Raw genomic sequence first — 21,042 nt, 5'->3', positions numbered from 1 at the left:
CCCCTTTCTCAACAAAAATCTGCAGTCTCCACTATAGCAAGCAGAAGTAAAGAAAAGCTTAATAAAAAGCATCTTAAAATCTAAAATTTGATTTTAAGATGCTTTTTTAATATTTCAAGATAAAATACAGTCAAATCTTTACTTATCTGTCAGAATCATGTTGATTGGCAGAGCCAATCATTTCTTTTTCAGCTTTTTGCACTGCAACTGTTGATGACTTTTCCTTATTTCCCTCTTCAGAATCATCTTGCTCATCAGCCCCAGTCAATTTTTTCACTTGATCGACAAGTCCTTTACGCTCTTCTACCTCGTGGCCAGTAGTATACTCAGCCACTACTGCATTGATAATACCACCTAAGATGATAATCATCGCCGCAATATTCAACCAAATCATCAAGACAATGAAACTACCGATAACTTGGTAGCTACTGACCCGAGAAGCAAAAAAACGAGCATAAAGTCCAAAAACTTGTGACAAGAGCATCCAGCCGACAGTTGCAAAAATTGCCCCCGGTAAAACTGAACGCAAGGATACTTTTGCGTTGGGAACCACAAGATAAATCAGCCCCATAATAACTAGTAAGCCGATAGCCGTCACCGGCCAACGCAAGGTTTGAAAAGTTGACAGCCATTCAGTCGGAAATTGTAAAATTGGCTGTAAATATTCTGTAATAATGCGGCCTAAACCAAATACCAACGTCGACAGCGCCAGTGCCACCATAAAAAGAATAATCACCAACAAAGATACGATACGGACGATGATAAAATTACCTCGCTTTTCAACGCCGTAGGCTTTATTCATGGCAATCTGCAGTGCGTTAATACTTTGGCTGGCCGACCATAAGGCCCCCAATGCCGAAATAGACAATAATCCTCCAGACCCTTGTGTTAATAAATCTTCAATGGCATCCCCCAGAAAAGAAAAAATTTGACTGGGAATCACTTCTTTTAAATAGGTTAAAACAACTTCAGCATCCAAATTTAAAAAAGGCAAAATATTACCAATCGCAATCAGCAATGGAAAAAGCGAGAGCAGCAGGTAATATGCCACAACCACCGAGCTATTTGTCAGCTCGGCTTCGGCCATTCGTGATTGAACAACACGAATAAATTGGGAAACCTGTAGTCGCTGTTGCAGTCGTTTAAACACTGTACCCGCTCCCTTAAAAACTTTAGTAAGTTCCTTCTTCCCCTTGTGAGGTTAAAATTCTTGGACCATCCTTAGTTATTGCAAACGTATGCTCATATTGACAGCTTAATCCGCCATCCAAAGTATAGGCAGTCCAACCATTAGGATCCATTTTCATTCGCCAAGTCCCTGTATTTACCATGGGCTCAACAGTAATCACCATGCCTTCTTTCAGACGAAGGCCTTTACCTTTTTCTCCATAATGGGGAATTGACGGACTCTCATGAATGGTCGGTCCAATGCCGTGGCCGACAAAATCCCGCACCACTGAGAACCCTTCACCTTCAACATATGTTTGAATTGCGTGACCAATGTCACCAATGCGATTACCAATTTGCGCTTGTTCAATACCAATATACAAAGCTTTTTTTGTAACTGCCATCAAACGGTCTAATTCTGGTGTCGACTCGCCGACCACATATGACCAGCAGGAATCTGACATAGCACCTTTTAAGTCAATACACATATCAACCTTAATTAAATCACCGCTTTTTAAGGGCTCTTTCCGTGGAAAGCCGTGGCAAATTTCATCATTGATGCTGATACAAGTTGCATACTCGTATCCTTCAAAACCAATTTGGGCTGCAACACCACCATGACTTTCAATAAAGTTGCGAACAAAAACTTCAATGTCCCAACTGCTAATTCCCGGTTTAATAAAGTCCCGCAAATGGCGATGAACATCAGCTAATAATTCTCCAGACTCATCCATAGCATCAATTTCACGGGTGGATTTTAATGTAATCATTTCAATTATCTCCTCAATCTTTCACTTCTCTGGACCTGAGGCTGAGACATTAGTTAGAACAAAGTCAAACTTTACGAACAATAGCTAGTAAAAAACCACTAAAAATTGCTAATTTGCGATTCGGACCTACTGGACAGCGGGAACAAATATAACATAGTTCGAAATTTCTTCTGAAAAAGACTAATCTCACAGGCTCAAGGAATAATCCTTATTCCAAAGAGTTTTCTGAACCTAGTTTAACGAATCTTTTAAAAAAAGTAAAACACTCCCACCTAAAGAAGTTATAAGATGGTTAAACTTAGTTTGTCGACCCTTTAATCTCACCGTTTTTTGTGCTATATTCATAAATAGTTACAATTACAAGGAGTAGATATCATGGGAGTTACAGTTTTATTTTTTTCAGTTTTATTTTTCGGTCTGTTTTACTTTAAGGAAAGAAAATTCCGTTTATTTTCTTTTATATTAGTCACAATTAATAGTTTTTTGCTTAGTTTAATCGTTTATCAGAGTTTCTTTGCATCTCTAGACTTTGCCTCTGCGAGAGAAATCCTTTACATACCTAACAGTGATATGTTGGTAGTGGCTATGACTGTCACTTCATTATTTTTAGTTTTGGTTGTCTGCGATTATTTAATTGAGTTGTCACCAAACGTTAGCATTGTCCTTCGCTATTCAGAGAGCACTACAGTGTTAGCTAATGTGGTACGATTTCTATTATATCTTTTAGCATTTATCTTAATCTTTGCTGGCTTTTTGTTTCTGAATTCTTGTTACTGGGCTTTAGGTTACTTCGGCGAATTAGATATTAATCAGATATTTTATACTTTGAGCCAACCACTTGAAGGTACCTCGTCTATTCAAATTGAGAGCTTTATCTTCGGCCCCTTGTTAACAAGTGCCCTAACAAGTAGTTTGATATGGTGTGCTTTATATTTTTTGATTAGATTTAAGTTTACTTCTGCTAGGCAGAATAAAAAAAGCTCGCGATCTTTCTTGCGCTTTTTGACTATTCCAATCGCCCTAGTATTAACATTTGGAAATCTTTTTTTAGGTGTTTCAGCATTTGGCTTTGAAAATGTCAAAAGTGCGCTTTTCGATAAAACTGAGCTTTATGAAGATTATTACGTAGCTCCTCAATCTGTCGAAATCAGTTTCCCATCAGAAAAAAGAAATTTGATTTATATTTATGTGGAATCATTGGAGACAACATACACATCTATAGATCTCGGAGGTTCTCAAACAGAAAATTTACTTCCAGGATTAAGTAATATAGCTTTAGAAAACATCAATTTTTCAAATGGCGAGCTTTTGGGTGGAGCACGGAATCTACCAGGCATTAATTTTACTGCTGGAGCTTTAGTCGCTCAAACCTCTGGTACCCCTGTAATTACAAATTATGACCCAAATGACTATGGAAATGGCACTACTCAATATTTACCTGGAGTTTATTCTCTTGGTGAGGTTTTAGAATCTGAAGGTTATAGAAACGTTTTCATGCTCGGGTCAGATGTTACTTTTTCTGGTCGGGATAAATATTTTTCTCAGCATGGTGATTATGATTTTTTTGATTATAAGTATGCCGAAAATCATCAATGGATTCCTGATGATTATTACGTTGGATGGGGATACGAAGATGAAAAACTGTTGGAATTTGCAAAAAGGGAATTGAATCAGCTCGCTAATTCATCTACTCTTTTTAATTTTACAATGTTAACAGCTGATACCCATTTCCCAGATGGGTTACTGACTGGCTCGACTCCACAAAATTTTGATAAACAATATGCTAATGTTATTCATTGGACCGATGCTATGTTGACCGAGTTCATCCGATATATTCAACAACAACCTTATTATGAGAATACTACTATTGTTATCACTGGTGATCATCCAAGTATGGATACAAACTTTTTTTCCAACTTAGACACTGATTATATTAGAACTGTCTTTAATACGATTATAAATCCAGTAATCACGATCCCAAAGGAAGACACAAAAAACAGACAATTCTCCATCTTAGATATGTATCCAACTACTCTAGCTGCCCTTGGAGCGACTATTGAGGGTGACCGTTTGGGCTTAGGTACCAACTTGTTTTCCGGCAAAGAAACGCTTGTGGAGAAGCTTGGATATGATACAATGTACAATGAACTGCAAATGCGGTCATCTTATTACACTAAAAAATTGATGGGTAATACAGATGTTGATGTGAGTATCAGTCAAGCAAGTACCGAGTAATAACATAGGAGTGAACAGATTGGCGTTAGCAAAAATTGTTTATGCGAGCTTAACAGGTAATACAGAAGAGGTTGCCGATATTGTCGCAGAAGCTTTAGAAAACTTAGATTTGGAAGTTGAGTTAAACGAATGCACACAGGTTGATGCTTCAGATTTTGAAGACGCAGATTTGTGTATCGTTGCCACTTATACTTATGGCGACGGTGATTTACCGGATGAAATTGTTGATTTTTATGAGGATTTATTGGAATTGGATTTATCCGGGAAAATTTTCGGCGTCTGTGGCTCTGGTGATACTTTTTATGATGATTTTGGCAAGTCGATTGACGACTTTGAAGCTGCCTTTCTTAAAATCGGCGCAACAAAAGGCGCCGATGCGGTTAAAGTTGATTTAGCTGCTGAGGAAGAAGATATCCAAAAATTGGAAGCTTTTGCGAAAAAATTAACTGAGGCACTATAAAATCTCTAAAAAAATGATAGCTATACCTGGTTCACGTTCACTATCATTTTAGAGGTTGATATCACTGCGTATTAAAAGGTTTAGGGAATTTTTTTCCTTAAACCTTTTTCTTTTTTTCAAAAAAGGGGCTGTCGAAAATAAGGCAGCGTTTCAAAACTGAGATCAACTTTCATAAAAACATTTAATCACGGGTAAAAGCCAAGTGCTACTTTTCTCAACTTTGCAGTTTTCTTTTTTCAAGAAAGTGATACAATAAAGTATAAAATACTTTTATTAAGGAGGCAGCTGAATGGACTTTCCTTCTAAAGCAGCTGAAAAAAAATATTTTGAGCAAACGGCCAGTTTTGAAGAATTTATTGCCTGGTATCAGCAACAGGAACATCCCACTTATGAAAAGCCTTCTTTGACAGTTGATATTGTGTTGGTGTGCTACAATAAAATTGCTGATGAGATAAAGTTGTTACTCATTCAAAGAAAAAGTCATCCTTATCGCAATTCTTGGGCTCTTCCCGGTGGCTTTGTCAATCCAGATGAATCAGCGGAAGCCAGTGTGTTGCGGGAAACTTTTGAGGAAACTGGCGTCGGTATTACCGATGAGAATATTGAGCAGCTCCATACCTTTTCAACACCTGGACGTGATCCCCGTGGTTGGGTCGTAACAGTTAGTTATCTAGCGTTCATTGGCGAGGAAGCCTTAGTTGCTGGTGATGATGCAAAAGAAGTTGGCTGGTTCACGTTGAAGCATCAAGGTCAGCAGTTACTTTTAACTAAAGATGAGATTGAAATTGTTTTAGACATTCCTTCGGGAAAATCAGTTGGTAAAAATACTTTAGCCTTTGACCACAATCAGTTGATTTTGAAAGCCTACCAACGAATTATTAATAAAATGGATCATGAACCGCAAGTGCTGTTAGTTTTAGGCGATAGCTTCACGATTACTGAGGCCCGCAAAGTTTTTGCAAATTTCTTAGGGGTCGATTATAAGTCGATTGACCATTCTAACTTTAAAAAAGCAATGTTAGGTTACTTTGAGGAAATCGGTGAGCGCCCTGTTGGCATTGGTCGCCCCTCAAAAATATATCGATTGAAGGCTGAGGTCATTACTGACAGTTCCCGTTAATTTTCAGCTTGGATAGCTCTGTAGTAACTGAACTTAGAAAAACTCAAGGTTGTAAAAGATTTTCCAAAACAAAAACCATATGTCGAAACAATTCCTGTTTTATTGTTTCGACATATGGCTTTATTTATTTTTTCGGACAGAATTTTTTACTGCAGTTTTGCAATAGTTCTAGGGAGTCTAGATTGTCAGCATCTTTGACAATCCTAAAGTAGAAGGTCTCATCGTTTGCCAAAAAACTCAGCCAATACTCTTCGGGTGTCTCTTCCAGAGAAACCTGCCGCAAATCCTGCCAAAAGAAATGGGTGATAAATTTTCGTTTATCAAAAGCTCCCAATCCCAATAACGAATGATTTCGTTTCACAATCAACCGCTTTTTATCAAAAGCTAATAAGTATTCTTCTTCCTTCAACGCGGTCCATGCCAGATTAGCCGAACCCTGCCAATGATTTTTCGAATTAAAATTCAACTGCCGCCGAGCGATAAGATAATTATTCTTGGGAGCTAGACCAACGTAATAAACAAACGAATGCAACTCTCGCGTTGATAACTGCTGAATCTTTTCCATACTCAACCTCCTCGTCCTGGTTAAATCTCAACTGCTTTTGCCTCATAATAAAACTCTGCGCAACACACAACTACTCACTTCATTCTATAAAATAAAAAAATATTCAGAAAATATTTCACCATCATCTTGATACTCTTAATATTACCTCAAGTCCGGCTTTTTGAATATCAGCCCTGAGACCTATTTTTAAAATAAATCCCTGTCAGCTTTGAAAACTACTTGTTTATCAGGCTTTAATTCGAATTTCTGAAAATGCTTCCTCAAAATAATTTTAGAAAATAATATGCCAACTATTTGAAAAGAGTCCGTATTTCACAGAACTGCTTTATGCTATAATTAAATTGCAAGCGTTTTCTTTTTGTTGTTCTGCAATTTTTCCAAACGATCCCGAGCCTTGTTATTGAGTCAAATGAGTTTCATTTACTAAAAGGAGGAGTTCTATGAATAAGGTAATCACCTTGGAGCAAGTAACTGAACAGCTGCATGATGGCATGTCGATTATGATTGGTGGATTTTTAGGAATTGGTGCCCCGTTGCGCTGTATTGAAAAAATTGTTGCATCTGGTGTCAAGGATTTGACGATTATTTCGATAGTCTCGTCAAATCCGCCAGGAGGCTTTGATATTGCTCCCCTATTCAAAAATAAACAGGTAAAAAAATATATTACCTCCCATATTGGAACAACCGAAGAAGTGCAAGAAGCGATTAAGAACAATGAAATTGAGGTAGAGCTTTTCCCAATGGGGACTTGGACAGAAAAAATTCGCTGTGGCGGATATGGCATCGGTGGGGCTTTAACGCCTGTTGGCATCGGAACAAAAATGGAAGAAGGCAAACAGATTATTGAAGTCGAAGGCAAAAAATATATTCTTGAAGTGCCTTTGCGGGCTGACTTGGCCATTATTAAAGGCTATCGAGGAGATACATTAGGTAACATTGAATATCGGGGAGCTTCGATTAACAGTAATCCCATTATAGCAGCAGCAGCTGACTTCACAATTGCCGAAGTCAATGAGATTGTTGCAGTAGGCGACTTAGAACCGATTCGAGTTGGCACACCAAGCGCTTTTGTAAAAGCTGTTGTTCAAGGAAATACTCTTGATGAACAGGAAGAAGTAATGGAACAGCGCTGGATTGAAACCAATCGTTTTGCTAAATAAAGGAGGGATAAAGATGAATGATCGAGATAAAATGTCAAAGAGAGCCGGTTTAGAACTAATCGGTGCTTCTGTTGTAAACTTAGGCTTTGGGATGCCTGTCAATGTCGCCAACTTTATTCCTGACGGTGTGGAGGTGCAGCTGGAAACAGAAAATAGTGCGTTAGGTATGGGGCCGACACCGAAACTTGGTGAGCAAAATTCTGATAATGCCAATGCTGCTGGCTTTCCTATTACTCTTTTACCCGGTGCTTCTATTTTTGATGTCGGGGTTTCCTTTGGCATCATCCGTGGCGGCCACGTTGATGTGGCCATCTTGGGGGCCTTAGAGGTCGATCAAGAAGGCAGTATCGCTAACTGGTCAATGCCGAGCCGTTCACCGGGAATGGGCGGTGCTATGGATTTAGTAGCGGGCGCTAAAAAAATTGTCATCATGCTGACCCACACCAATAAAGCCGGCCAATCAAAAATTTTGAAAAAATGTACCTTACCTTTAACCGGCTACGGGGTTGTCGATATGATTATCACTGAAAAAGCTGTCTTTAAAATGGTGGAGGGGCAATTAGTTTTGAGTGAAAAAGACCCTGCGTTATCAGTGGAAGATGTTAGAGCAATCACTGAGGCGGAATTTGAAGTAGCAGCCGATTTGCGGGATTATCAGATTTAACAGAAAGCTTTCACTCAGCAGAGCTGCGAAATTTCTTTAAATTTGATTAAGTTACGGTATCACAGCAACTTAATTATCTAACAAAAATTAAAATGATTGGAAAACTTCAGCCTGGCTAATCAAACGGTCAGGCTGTTTTTATTTTTTTAAAATAAAAAAAACTTGCCTCAATCAGCCTAGTAGCCAGAGTCAGCAATGATGCTGACTCTAGACGACCGTCTGATAATCGAAGACAAGTTTTATTTATTAAAATTGATAAATGTTACTCTTTGCCCATCGCCCGTTGGATAGCCTTCACAATTTCCACGATTGGAATAATTGCAAATGAGGCACCTAAGACGATTGCCCATTGATACATATCCAGATGTGCCACCCGGAAAATATCATTTAAACCTGGTACGACAATAATCACCATCATTAAAGCAAATGATAATAGAATCGCCCAGTTAAAGGTTTTATTGCGGAACGGTCCAACTTTGAACAGTGACTGGTGAATGGATTTTACGTTAAAGGCATGGAACAATTGCATTAAGCCCAACGTTGCAAATGCCATCGTCAATGCATCACTGTGGATTGCATCGTAACCAGTGTGAACTGGCCATTGAATTGCTGCCCAGTAAACGAAAAGAACCGTCGCACCTTCTAAAATACCTTGGTAGATAATACTGCTAAGAACACCGCCAGAGAAGAGATTGGAATTACGGCCCCGTGGTTTGTGGCTCATCAAATCTTTTTCAGCCGGTTCCATTCCTAAAGCAATCGCTGGGAATGTATCGGTTACTAAGTTAATCCATAATAAATGAATTGGTAACAATGTGTCCCAACCAAGTAAAGTTGCGATAAATAAAGTTAAGACTTCACCTAAGTTGGCAGCCAATAAATATTGAACAGTTTTTTGAATATTGGAGAAGACTTTACGGCCTTCCTCCACGGCAACGACGATAGTTGCAAAGTTATCGTCGGCTAAGACCATATCAGAAGCGCCTTTAGAAACTTCCGTTCCAGTAATCCCCATACCGATACCGATATCTGCTTGCTTCAATGAAGGAGCATCATTTACTCCATCACCGGTCATCGCAACTACTTTACCTTCAGTCTGCCACGCTTTAACAATCCGAACTTTATGCTCTGGTGAAACCCGAGCATAAACGGAGTATTCATGAACCCGCTTAGCAAATTCTTCATCTGACATTTCATTTAATTCAGCACCTGTTAAAACGGCATCATCATCACCGGCTTTGATAATTCCTAAACGCGCGGCAATCGCTTCGGCTGTGTCACGGTGGTCACCGGTAATCATAATTGGACGAATACCAGCTTTTTTAGCCATCCGCACAGCTTCAGCAGCTTCTTTACGTTCTGGGTCAATCATGCCGACTAAGCCAGCAAAAATTAAATTATTTTCTAAGTCTTCTGTCGTTAATTCTGTTGGGATTGCATCAAGATATTTGTAAGCCATTCCCAACACCCGCAAAGCTTGTCGAGCCATGTCGGTATTATTTTCTAAAATAATATTTTTTTCTTCGGCTGTCATCGGTTTTACTTCACCGTTTAATAACACTTCAGTTGTCCGTTGTAATAAGACATCCGGCGCACCTTTAACAGCCACTAAGAATTTACCATTGGCTAATTGATGAATGGTGCTCATCAATTTCCGATCAGAATCAAATGGTAATTCTGCGACCCGTGGTTCAGCAGCAACTTTTTCCGTTACGTTAAAGCCATGATCTAAACCGTATTGCACCAAAGCCGTTTCGGTTGGATCGCCAATCAAAGAGCCGTCTTGGGCAAATTTAGTATCATTGGCATAGTTCATCACTTTTAATGCTAGATTGTCATGACTAACATCATCACCAGCCGGTACTTGGGTATTGTCAAAAAAGATTTTTTCAACGGTCATTTGGTTCAATGTCAACGTACCAGTTTTATCAGAGGCAATAATATCTGTTGAACCTAATGTTTCAACAGCTGGTAATTTCCGAATAACGGCATTTCGTTTGGCCATTACTTGAGTACCTAGAGCTAAAATAATTGTTACAATCGCTGGCAGCCCTTCCGGAATGGCTGCAACGGCTAAGGAAACAGAAGTTAACAGCATATCAATTGGATCAGTTCCGTTAATCACGATTCCTACTACAAACATGATGACCGCAATCACAATAATTGCGATGGTTAAGAATTTACCTAAGTCATTTAAATTGGTTTTCAACGGTGTTTCTGTTTCATCCGCTTGAGCTAACATGTTGGCGATTTTACCAACTTCGGTATTCATCCCAGTGTTTACAACAACCCCGGTACCACGACCGTAAGTCACGTTAGAGTTTGAATAAGCCATGTTGATTCGGTCACCGATACCAATATCAGTGCCTTCTAAAACAACGATTTCTTTTTCAACTGGCACTGATTCACCGGTTAAAGCTGCCTCTTCAATTTTTAATGAATTAGAGCTGATTAGACGCATATCCGCTGGAACAACATCCCCAGCTTCCAGCAAGACGATATCCCCTGGGACTAATTCATTACTTTTAATTGATAAGGTGTGGCCATCCCGTAAAACATTCGCATTGGGCGTTGACATTTCCTTCAAAGCTTCAATCGCTTGTTCGGCTTTGGATTCTTGGAAGACACCCATCACGGCATTGATTACAACTACTAGAAGAATGATGATAGAATCAACAAGCTCGTGGGAGACGACTGCTGAAATAATTGCTGCTGCAATCAATACAATAATCATCATATCTTTGAACTGTTCTAAAAATTTCATGAAGAGACTTTTTTTCTTGCCCTCTTCCAGCTCATTGAGACCATATTCTTGAATTCTCTTTTGGGCTTCACTAGCACTTAACCCTTCGGCAGACGACTGAACTTCCTGCAGGACCTCAGCCTCTGTTTGCGCATAAAAGGGAGCTTGAACCTGCGCCTTTTTTTCTTCTGACATTTTCATCCTCCTAATTTTTAAATATGTGCTGCGGGATTTCAGAGTAAAAAAAATAGACTCACGTACACTCAAAAAGCGTACATAAGTCTCACTATTTAAGACAGCGCCAGAAAATTTCTTCCGGTGTTGGTGACGCTGTCACAGCAAAATCCTTGCTGCTAGTTACTCCCTCATGTAAATACCACAGGCGATATTTAATTACAAAATCAATTATAACTGTTGCAAGAGGGGACTGCAATCTTTTTAAGGAATTTTTTCAGGTAAAGGTTTTCACCCTGTTATAAATAAAAAAATTATTGAAATTGGAAATTTTTATGACCGACTGCAAAACTCTTAGCATGATACAACCAAGAACCGCCATCACCGCTGCCGTCATTTGAGCAGATGACCAGCTGCTTTTGCTCTGGATAAACGGCAACACTTGTCGAACGCAACATCTGCCGCTGGATTCTTTCCGGCAAGAAAATTTGTTCAATCGGCAGGCCTTCTGGATTAAAGACCAGCACACGCCCTTGCATATACATCGCAACGTATAAATTTCCCAGAGCATCGATACAAATTGAATCTGGCCCTTCCAAGCCGCTAAAGTGATAAGGCACGGCACTGCCGTATGCCGGGATTGTGACATGATCTTCCGCTAGACTCCAGAAATGCAAACGATTGTTGCTCATCTCTGTTGTCCACAAGCCGTCATTGGTTGGATTTAAAGCTACACCATTAGGCACGGCCATATTGCCCATCACTTGGGTAATTTTTTGATAATCGGCAGACACATAATAAACCCCGCCAATCGGGTTGCAGGAATACCCTTTAAAATCAGTAAAATAAAAACCGCCTGCTTCATCAAAAATCAAATCATCAATCACAAAACCAAAGGAGGCATCAACAATTGTTTCCAGTCCGCTACCATCTGGCTGCATGGCAAGGACGCTGCCGGTACTCTCCATATCGCCTAGACAGCAAATAAATAAGCGCCCGTCTCGATGAATTTTCAAAGCTGCCGGATTTTGATTTTCCAACAGCGCAATTTGTGTCAGCTGCATTTCAGGCAGCTGCAAACAATAAATCCCGCCACCAAAAACATCGACAAAATATAAATCCCCCTTACGATCAAAACAGAGTCCCTCCAGCTGCATTTGCTGGTTTGATACTTTAAACCACGGCTCAGCCACTTGATAAGGGATCGTTAATTCATGATTTGGTAGTAAGCCTGGCTGTAAAAATTTATCGCTCCGCATAAAATTCCTCCTCTATCAAAGAAAACGATTTCATTGAAATCATAGCATTTTTTTCAATGAAAGAAAAATTTTCTTTTTTAGCTCGTCATTTTTTCAAAATTGAGCAAGATATATCAAAAAAAGTTTTTTTAATCCTGCTATACTTTGATTACAGGAGGAAGCAGCCTATGCATACCGCTGAAATTCAACAAGCGATTACTTTCATTGAAGCTAATTTGACTGAAAACTTATCTTTGGCGTCAGTCGCCGACAATGTCGGACTGTCGAAATTTTACTTTCACCGCCTGTTTAAAAAAGAAGTTGGCATCCCCCTTTATACCTACATCAAGGAAAGACGGTTAACGCTAGCCAGCAAACTATTGACCCAAAGCCAAATCAGCATTTTAGAGATTGCCTTAGTCGCCCAATTTGACTCACAGGAAGCTTTTAGTCGGGCCTTTAAACAAAAATTTCACCTGCCACCTAAGCTTTATCGAAAGACTTTAACAAATTTAATTTCTCAGGAGGAAAAAAATATGACAACAACTACTGAAATTTCTGGCTGGCTGTTTTCCGGCAGTGCCAGTGAAAAATATCGACTAGAGCTCGACCAGCAAACCTTTCATTCTGGAACCCAAGCCGCTCTGCTGAAAAGCATCGCTGACACTTTTGAACAACCGGACTTTGCCACAATTTTGCAGCAGTTTACACCGGAAAATTATTTAGGTAAACGGGTAAAATTTTCGGCCTTTATTAAAGCCGATGAAGTCGTTGGCTGGGCTGGTTTATGGATGCGGATGGATGGTGGCTTCACCGACACAATTTTAAAATTTGATAATATGCAAAACCGGCCTATTCAAGGCACCCGTGATTGGAACTACTATTTTACTGTTTTAGATGTCCCTGTGGAAACCACCATCATCAATATCGGCATTCTTTTACAGGGGGCCGGAAAAATTTGGGTGGATAGCGCCAAGTTTGAAGTGGTCGACCACACTGTGCCCACCACCGATTGGAAGGAAGAAGAAATCTATCAAGCTGGGCCAACGAATTTAGACTTTGAAAAAAACTAACAGCACAAAAAATATCCTGATTGGTGACTGTGCCAATCAGGGTATTTATCTGTTTATCAACTTAACGTCAAATAATTTTTTTGTTAATTTAAAAATTAGCAGTCCATACCAACCTATTTATCCGCACTCCAAAAATCAGCGGCCGTGCCCTGCTCCATACCCATCACAAATTTTTCGCGAATATCTCCATAAGTCTCTGAAAGCTGGGTCACCAAATGTTTCATTTCTTCTCGCTTGGTTTTTTTATCCACCGGGCAGGGATTAAAAATCACCGGCAGCTCTTCTCTTTTGACAAAGCGTTTGATTTCCATTTCCTCTAAATAAAGCAGCGGGCGAATTAAAGTGACGCCAGTTCTTGTCAGATAGCTTTTAGGTTCAAAGCTATTCATTTTCCCATGGAGTAAAAAATTCATAAAATACGTTTCAATAGCATCATCCAAATGATGCCCCAACGCAACCTTCTGGCAGCCTAATTCTTTTGCTCGGTTATATAGATAGCCGCGGCGCAATTTAGCACACAAGGAGCAGGGCGATTTTTCTTCGCGGATATCAAACACGACTTGGGCAATATTAGTATCCACAACATCTAATTGATAACCTAAGGATGCCACAAAATTTTCTAGAGGTGTTATATCCATTTCAAAGCCCATCGCTAAACTAATTGGTACAATTTCAAAATCAAAACCTAGCCGCTGCTGACGGCGAATCATCTCTAAAAAATAGAGCAAACTGGTACTGTCCTTCCCACCGCTCATGCCAATCGCTACTCGATCCCCCGGTTGAATCATTCCATGATTTAAAATCGCTCGGCGAATCGGATTGTAAAATCGCTGATTATCTTTTTTGACAAACGTCATTCTCTCACCTCAATAAGTTCTTTTCATTTATTATTGCTGAGGAATTTTCAGAAGTCTAGGGAAATTAAAAAAATCTCAGCTAACCAAAAAACCGCTAGCAACAAGTAAGACTCCTTCTTGCTGCTAGCAGTTCGTCAAAAATTTCAGCTGCGCTCTCTTACTCGTCTTGATAAAAGCCCATGTCAAGACTGTACTGCTCACCACTGACAATGTCGTATTGAATCATTTGGTACTCCTCGTAAATTTCCTCCTGTGGGCTGGAGAGCTGGGCTGTTTCGAACCATTGATTGCCTTGGTAGTACAAGCCCTTTTCAAAGGCTGGTAAGAAATCCTCAACAGCTAACAGCATCTCATAAAAACCTGTCGTTGATTGATTGCTTTGACTCAATAAATTAGGCGCAAAGTAAAACGGACTTGTAATGGTATCATGGGTCTCCTGCTGCGTTAACTCACCGGCAGAATCATAGATTAAAAATTGTGTCTCATGCAGTGTTGCTCCAGCATTTTCCTCTTGAATCTCATCGGAATAAATTCCTGGTAAATGATCGCCCCAAAACACAACTAGCGTCCGTCGATCTAATTGATTCAACTCTGTCAAAAATTCCTGCAACGCTTCAGAGCTATAGGCAATATCCTGCAGATAATTATTTAACGAAGCGCTGTTGTCATTGCCAGTAGCGGAATAATTCAAAGTCGAATATTTGCCAGAATACGGCATGTGGGTCTGCATGGTGACCAGATGGACAAACTGTGGCGTCTCATCGGTGCTCAACAGGTCCATAATTTCTGAATAAGCCGCAGCGTCAGAAATGTAAGGATTATTTTCAATCGTATCGGTATGGGTCATCGTGTCCTCATATAAAAAGTCATCAAAGCCCAGCTTTTCATAGACATCTTGCCGCTTATACATCGAGGTATTGTAAGGGTGAATGGCCGTCGTTTGATAGCCTCGGCCACTTAATAGCGAAACCATCGACGGTAACTGATCGAGATTAGAGACTAACATCGTGTATGGTGTGGTCATTTGAACATTCATCAAGCCCATCGACAAACTGGTTAGAGCTTCAAATTCAATGTTGGCAGTCCCGCCGCCGTAATTTTGCGACAGCATTTTTCCGCTGTAGGTTTCATCAGCAACCGCATAATAATCTGCTAAAGGATCACCTTCAACGGTAATGCCGCTTAAATTGGCTGGATCTGAAAAACTTTCACTCATCACATAAATGATATTCGGCTCTTCATCGGTTGCCGTTTGATTGTTTTCCGTTGCTTGACTTTGGTATTTATCGACAATTTCTTGGACGGCTTCTTTAGAATAGCCGGCTGGCTCATCCATCGCATCAACGTTTAAATTATATAAAAAGCCGCCGACAAAGCCGACATTATAATAATTCATCTGCTGGCTGTAGGGAATCCATAGAGCCGTCTTATTATAGGCTTGCCGCAATAGATTGTCTTCATTATTAAAATCACTGAAATAAACTAATAAACCACTGGAAAGAACCAAACCCACTACCCGCAGAATCTGCAGCTTGCGGTTCATCTTAAAGCTGCGGTAAATTTGATAGATAAAGACCGCCAAAATTAAAACGGCTAAAATCATCAAGAAGACAAATGGACCGGTGCCGACCATTTCCCGTAATAGTCCGAATTCGACAATCATTTTTAAATCATCGGGATAAATCGGCTCCTCCCGATAGAGCATTTTCAAATAATCGGCATAGCCTAAAACGCCAATCACAAACGTATAAAAAATGGCGCCAATAGTGACTGAGCCGGCAATCGACATGATAAAGACTAATAGCGTGCCTAAAACCAGACTGCCTAAGAAAAATTTTTCGACATGCCATGAAAAAGCAAATTTAAAAGCTAGACTTGTATCATAATCATTTTGACTCCACTGCAGATAAAGATTGCTGATAATCACTAAGATAAACAATAAAACGACCGTCAAAACCAGCTTGACGATTGGCTGTTTCAAAAACTGTTTGATTTTTTTTCCTACTGCTTTCACTAGGTCCTCTTTCCTCAGAGCCGGTACTTTGAAAAATATCCATTCGCAAATGCTTTCCAGCGCAAAAGACTGGGGCAATTGTTTAATTTTGCCCCAGAATATCCTGTTGACTCGATTGCAACTGTGACATTAGTCTTTTTAACAGATGAAAGCCCGGACTAGCTTATATTTGCTTCTGCGGTCCAATAGGTCCGAATCGCAAATTAACACTATCTAGTGGTTTTCACTAGCTAGCCCTCGAAAAATTCCGCTCTCTTCTAACTAATGTCACGGTCTCAAAAAATCCGCTGTATTTCGTTAATAGTCACACTTGCTTTATGTTTCGCTACCAGACTCGACATTTAACTCTATGTACCAGGACACCTTAACTCAAGTACGAGTCAACATGTCCTGCGTCGATTTATTTCCAAAAATCATCAAAAATTGTGATGGGTAGATGACGTTTGTGGAGCGTCTTTTGCCACCAGCCTTCAATTGTCGCTTGAGCTTTGGCTGAGACAGCCTTGCCTTCTGTGTAATCATCAATCTCATCATAGGTGACACCTAAAGCCGCTTCATCGGCCAAGAGTGGCTGGCCGTCTTCTAAATCAGCTGTCGGCGTTTTCGTGTAGATTTCCGGTGCTGCGCCTAATTCTTTTAAGAGCATTTTCCCTTGCCGTTTATTCAAACGAAACAGCGGTAAAATATCCGCCCCGCCATCGCCAAATTTTGTAAAGAAACCGGTGATGTTTTCAGCGGCGTGATCGGTTCCTAAAACGGCACCGTTTTTTTCGCCGGCAATCCCATATTGAGTAATCATCCGTTGACGGGCTTTGATATTGCCCTTATTAAAATCGCTAATCGTTACACCAGCTTCATTTAAAGCTGCGACTTGTGCATCGACAGCTGGCTTAATGTTGACCCGCAGTGTGACGTCCGCTTGAATAAAATCAATGGCCCGCATCGCATCCGCTTCATCCGCCTGCTCACCATAAGGTAAACGCACGGCGATAAATTGATAGCTGTTATCGCCAGTTTCTGCGCGCATTTCAGTCATCACCAGTTGCGCCAGCTTACCGGCCAAAGAAGAATCTTGGCCGCCGCTAATGCCTAAGACGAAAGTTTTTAAAAATGGGTATTTTTTTAAGTAGGCTTTTAAAAAATCGACGCTTTTACGAATTTCCTCTTGGGGATTAATCGTCGGCTGAACCCCTAATTCAGCAATAATTTCTGTTTGTAATGTCATCATGAAACTCCCTTCATTTTGCAATTCTCAATTGAGATTTTGGACTTCTTTACGCACTTTTTCAATCAAGCGCATTTTGTGATTCCAACAGTCAGTTGATAAATCGACTGGGTATTTTTGCGGATTGAGATCACGTTTGTACTCATCCCACAAGGAATCTTTGACCTGATTAGAATACTCTTTGATTTCATTCAAGCTTGGCAACTGATAGACCCGGTTGCCATCAACAAAAATCTCCTGCATCAGCGGCCGGGCTTCAAAATCACGAACCGTTTTATTAATAAAAGTATGGACGGGATGGAACATAAAGATTTCCTCTTCTAAACGGGGATCTTCCTCCCAAAGCGTTACATAATCTCCTTGACTCTTGCCATCAGCCCGACTAGTAATCCGCCAAACTTGTTTTTTTCCGGGAGTGCTGACTTTTTCTGCATTAGAAGATAACTTGATGGTATCCTTCATCTTGCCTTGTTCATCTTCAATTGAAACTAATTTGAAGACCGCACCTAAAGCCGGTTGATCGTAAGCCGTAATCAGTTTAGTGCCGACACCCCAGACATCAATCTTAGCCTTTTGCATCTTTAAATTTAAAATTGTTTCCTCATCTAAATCATTTGAGGCATAAACTTTAGCTTCTGTGTAGCCGGCATCGTCCAATTGTTCCCGCACTTTTTTAGAAATATAGGCCATATCGCCGCTATCAATCCGCACCCCTAAGAAATTAATTTGGTCGCCAAGCTCACGGGCCACTCGAATGGCGTTAGGCACACCCGAGCGCAAAGTATCATAAGTGTCCACCAAAAAGACACAGTCCTTGTGGGTTTTGCCATAGGCCATAAAAGCATCGTAATCATTGCCATAGGATTGGACTAACGAATGGGCATGGGTACCGCTAGCTGGAATGCCGAAAATTTTTCCCGCTCGGACATTAGAGGTCGCATCGGCACCGCCGATATACGCTGCGCGAGTCCCCCAGATAGCCGCATCTAATTCCTGAGCGCGACGCGTTCCAAATTCCAATAAGGGTTCATCGCCGACAACAGATTTAATTCTGGCCGCCTTAGTCGCAATCAGCGTTTGAAAATTAATAATATTTAACAGTGCTGTTTCCACAAGCTGGCAATGTGCCAAAGGACCTTCCACTTGAACAATTGGTTCATTGTTAAAGACGATGTCCCCTTCTAAAGCCGAACGAACGGTACATTTAAATTTAAAATTTTTCAAATAAGTTAAAAACTCTTCTGAATAGCCGCTGACTTCCCGTAAATAATCGAGGTCACTCTCAGAAAAAGTTAGATTTTCTAAATAATTGACCAAGCGTTCTAAACCGGCAAAAATCGCATAACCATTGCGAAAAGGCATATCCCGAAAATAACACTCAAATACTGCATGCAAGTCTGCTCGCCCTAAATCAAAATAGGTTTGCATCATATTGATTTGATACAAATCCGTATGCAAGGTCAAACTGTCATCTGCATAATTTTTATTCATCCTGAAACTCCCCTGTCATTTATTTAACTGCTATTATAACAAAAAACTTTTAAACAGTAGCCAATAACGCAAAACTTCTTGCAGAAATCTCTTAAAACTGCTGAAAATTTCACTAAAAAATGAAAAGAGTCTGCCGTACCAACTACTATCCAATTAGCAAAACCAAAACCAGCCTCAAAGAACTGCTGAACTAGCTTGATTTAGCTTTAAACGCTAAATTTATCAAGCTTCTCAGCAAAATCCTTGCTAAATCTGAGTCCTCTGAATTTCAGGTGACCCAGATGCGCCTTATTTTGATAATTTCTTTAGATAGCACTGATACTACAGGCTCTCTGTCTTTTAGTCTTGTGTCACGGCTTTTTGGATAACAACGAAATCCTTCGCTGTAAATTCCAAGCCCTGTGCGGCCATTTTTTCTAGTACGCCGTCCAGGTAAATGCAATCGCCGCCCTTTACTCCTGCTAACAATTTATCACAAACAAAATCAATTTCGGTCTGCTCAATTTTCCGGCTTTTATTAAAAAGCACGAGGACAATCGAATCAAAGGTGTCCACCTTCAAGATAGTCGTCCGATCCAAAGTATAAATTTCATAGGATTTAATCCGCACATTGTCGAATAAATAAGAACAAATGATGGGATAGACACGTCTCAAGGACACGCTGGTGTTTAACTGGCTTTTGATTAATTTCATAAACTAAATCCTCTCTTTACAGTTGCCTTAATCTTCTGGTACCGGCATTTCAATTACCACAATATCCTTGCGGGGCTGCGTAAATTTAAAGCCGGCTTGGGTCATCTTTTCCTTGACCCCCACAGTAACTTTGACCTGCTCTCTAGTCGCATGCAGGAGCCGATGAATTGTAAAGTCGACCTCTTGTTTGGTGATTTTCTTCTTGGTATTAATCATGACAATCCGAATGACATCATACAAATCCGCATAAATAATTTGATTGCGGTCCAATGAGTACATTTTGTAAAATTTAATTGCCCGTGAATCAAAGATATACTTGGTAATATTGGGATAGGTATTTTCCAAATTCAAATTGGAATTAATCGGTGTTTCAATTAATTTCATACTCTCAATCCTCCAGTTATGAATAATTTATTATACATCAACTTTCAAAAAAAATTGACCATAACCCCTTGACCTTTACCTAACGTCAAGGTTTAAACTAAGGTTAGCCAGAAAAATTGCGAGGAGACTAAAAAAATGGAATACACGGTGCAAAAACTAGCAAAATTATCTGGAATCAGCTCCCGCACGCTGCGCTATTATGACCAAATTGCTCTTTTAAAGCCAGCACGCCTTAATTCGGCCGGTTATCGCATCTACGGTAAAAATGAAGTCAACCGCCTGCAGCAGATTCTTTTTTATCGGCAATTAGAATTTTCTCTAGAGGAGATTCAAAAAATTCTCGATCAAACGGATTTTGATTATCAACAGGCGTTGCAACAGCATTATCAGCAACTATTAGCTAAAAGAGAGCAAATTGATTTATTATTGCAGACCGTCAGTGAAACATTAGCTTATTATAAAGGAGAAAAAGACATGCCAGATTCAGAAAAATTCGCCGCTTTCAAAGCCGCCAAACTAGCGGAAAATCAAAGAAAATATGGTGCAGAACTAAAAGAAAAATATCCAGCCGAGCAATTGACTAGTGCCAATCAAAAATGGCAGGAATTGACAGAAAGTCAATTTGATGAGCTGCAGACAGCTGAAAATACGCTGATTGAAATCCTCAATCAATTATTGGAAACAGCGACGCCTGCGATTCCTAGCCCACTGGCCGAAGCGGCCTTTACCGCCCATAAAAAATGGCTGACACTAGCGGCCCCTTTTTATTCAAGAGAGTATCATAAAAATTTAGCCTTGATGTATGTTGAGGACCCCCGCTTTGCCAAGTATTACAATGAAAAAACTGAGAAGGATTCGGTTGCTTTACTTAAACAAATTATTGATTATTATGCGTAAAGTCACTCCATAAAAATGGTTAATGAAAAAATTTTAAAAACACAAAAAAGACTGGAGCAGCCAGTCTGTCATATAGCAGATAGAGCCGCTCTATTTTTCGATGATGTTAGCG

Annotated in this window: 18 protein-coding genes; 7 read left to right on the top strand and 11 right to left on the bottom strand. The window is 40.0% G+C overall.

Going from position 1 to position 21,042, the window contains the following annotated elements:
• Window positions 1-142: 142 nt before the first annotated feature.
• Together ACYSNU_RS06490 and map are read right to left on the bottom strand one after the other, a co-directional pair.
• Window positions 143-1,150 carry a YihY/virulence factor BrkB family protein gene (locus ACYSNU_RS06490; protein ID WP_461736376.1) on the bottom strand — a complete coding sequence of 336 codons (1,008 nt, stop codon included), beginning with the start codon at window positions 1,148-1,150 and terminating at the stop codon, window positions 143-145.
• A gap of 22 nt (window positions 1,151-1,172) precedes the next feature.
• A complete protein-coding gene (gene map, locus ACYSNU_RS06485) occupies window positions 1,173-1,937 on the bottom strand; it encodes a type I methionyl aminopeptidase (protein WP_265458381.1) in 765 nt (254 codons plus the stop codon).
• A 375-nt stretch (window positions 1,938-2,312) separates the two neighbouring features.
• On the opposite strand from map, the gene ACYSNU_RS06480 reads away from it, so the two are divergent.
• From ACYSNU_RS06480 to ACYSNU_RS06470, 3 genes are all read left to right on the top strand, one after another.
• Window positions 2,313-4,172, top strand: coding sequence for an LTA synthase family protein (locus ACYSNU_RS06480; RefSeq protein WP_461736375.1), 1,860 nt, complete (start codon window positions 2,313-2,315; stop codon window positions 4,170-4,172).
• Window positions 4,173-4,191: 19 nt separating this feature from the next.
• A complete protein-coding gene (locus tag ACYSNU_RS06475) occupies window positions 4,192-4,632 on the top strand; it encodes a flavodoxin (protein ID WP_461736374.1) in 441 nt (146 codons plus the stop codon).
• A 289-nt stretch (window positions 4,633-4,921) separates the two neighbouring features.
• A complete protein-coding gene (locus tag ACYSNU_RS06470; RefSeq protein WP_461736373.1) occupies window positions 4,922-5,752 on the top strand; it encodes an NUDIX hydrolase in 831 nt (276 codons plus the stop codon).
• Between the two features lie 124 nt (window positions 5,753-5,876).
• Here the strand turns inward: ACYSNU_RS06470 and ACYSNU_RS06465 are convergent, their stop codons facing one another.
• On the bottom strand, window positions 5,877-6,317 hold the full coding sequence (locus ACYSNU_RS06465; RefSeq protein WP_461736372.1) for a hypothetical protein: 441 nt from the start codon (window positions 6,315-6,317) through the stop codon (window positions 5,877-5,879).
• A gap of 440 nt (window positions 6,318-6,757) precedes the next feature.
• On the opposite strand from ACYSNU_RS06465, the gene ACYSNU_RS06460 reads away from it, so the two are divergent.
• Complete coding sequence (locus ACYSNU_RS06460) at window positions 6,758-7,477, top strand: CoA transferase subunit A (RefSeq protein ID WP_461736371.1); 720 nt, start codon at window positions 6,758-6,760, stop codon at window positions 7,475-7,477.
• A gap of 13 nt (window positions 7,478-7,490) precedes the next feature.
• On the top strand, window positions 7,491-8,141 hold the full coding sequence (locus ACYSNU_RS06455; protein ID WP_461736370.1) for a 3-oxoacid CoA-transferase subunit B: 651 nt from the start codon (window positions 7,491-7,493) through the stop codon (window positions 8,139-8,141).
• A gap of 262 nt (window positions 8,142-8,403) precedes the next feature.
• Here ACYSNU_RS06455 and ACYSNU_RS06450 read toward each other — a convergent pair whose 3' ends face one another.
• The gene (locus ACYSNU_RS06450) at window positions 8,404-11,079 is read right to left on the bottom strand and encodes a cation-translocating P-type ATPase (protein ID WP_461736369.1); all 2,676 of its coding nucleotides are present in this window, start codon (window positions 11,077-11,079) and stop codon (window positions 8,404-8,406) included.
• A 293-nt stretch (window positions 11,080-11,372) separates the two neighbouring features.
• On the bottom strand, window positions 11,373-12,317 hold the full coding sequence (locus ACYSNU_RS06445) for an SMP-30/gluconolactonase/LRE family protein (protein ID WP_461736368.1): 945 nt from the start codon (window positions 12,315-12,317) through the stop codon (window positions 11,373-11,375).
• Window positions 12,318-12,484: 167 nt separating this feature from the next.
• Here ACYSNU_RS06445 and ACYSNU_RS06440 point away from each other — a divergent pair, with 167 nt between their 5' ends.
• A complete protein-coding gene (locus tag ACYSNU_RS06440; protein ID WP_461736367.1) occupies window positions 12,485-13,369 on the top strand; it encodes a helix-turn-helix transcriptional regulator in 885 nt (294 codons plus the stop codon).
• Between the two features lie 113 nt (window positions 13,370-13,482).
• Here ACYSNU_RS06440 and ACYSNU_RS06435 read toward each other — a convergent pair whose 3' ends face one another.
• From ACYSNU_RS06435 to ACYSNU_RS06410, 6 genes are all read right to left on the bottom strand, one after another.
• A complete protein-coding gene (locus ACYSNU_RS06435) occupies window positions 13,483-14,226 on the bottom strand; it encodes a tRNA 2-thiocytidine biosynthesis TtcA family protein (RefSeq protein ID WP_461736366.1) in 744 nt (247 codons plus the stop codon).
• 157 nt (window positions 14,227-14,383) lie between these two features.
• A complete protein-coding gene (locus tag ACYSNU_RS06430; RefSeq protein WP_461736365.1) occupies window positions 14,384-16,240 on the bottom strand; it encodes an LTA synthase family protein in 1,857 nt (618 codons plus the stop codon).
• Between the two features lie 400 nt (window positions 16,241-16,640).
• Window positions 16,641-17,465, bottom strand: coding sequence for an ammonia-dependent NAD(+) synthetase (nadE, locus tag ACYSNU_RS06425; protein WP_461736364.1), 825 nt, complete (start codon window positions 17,463-17,465; stop codon window positions 16,641-16,643).
• Window positions 17,466-17,492: 27 nt separating this feature from the next.
• Complete coding sequence (locus tag ACYSNU_RS06420; RefSeq protein WP_461736363.1) at window positions 17,493-18,956, bottom strand: nicotinate phosphoribosyltransferase; 1,464 nt, start codon at window positions 18,954-18,956, stop codon at window positions 17,493-17,495.
• Window positions 18,957-19,295: 339 nt separating this feature from the next.
• On the bottom strand, window positions 19,296-19,649 hold the full coding sequence (locus tag ACYSNU_RS06415; protein ID WP_265458363.1) for a DUF1827 family protein: 354 nt from the start codon (window positions 19,647-19,649) through the stop codon (window positions 19,296-19,298).
• Window positions 19,650-19,676: 27 nt separating this feature from the next.
• A complete protein-coding gene (locus ACYSNU_RS06410) occupies window positions 19,677-20,033 on the bottom strand; it encodes a DUF1827 family protein (protein ID WP_461736362.1) in 357 nt (118 codons plus the stop codon).
• A 135-nt stretch (window positions 20,034-20,168) separates the two neighbouring features.
• Here ACYSNU_RS06410 and ACYSNU_RS06405 point away from each other — a divergent pair, with 135 nt between their 5' ends.
• Window positions 20,169-20,930, top strand: coding sequence for a MerR family transcriptional regulator (locus tag ACYSNU_RS06405; RefSeq protein WP_461736361.1), 762 nt, complete (start codon window positions 20,169-20,171; stop codon window positions 20,928-20,930).
• Window positions 20,931-21,042 lie beyond the last annotated feature (112 nt).

Source organism: Enterococcus sp. LJL120 (assembly GCF_054871765.1).
Note: the sequence above shows the minus strand (reverse complement) of the source record. Positions and strands in the feature narration are given on the sequence as shown.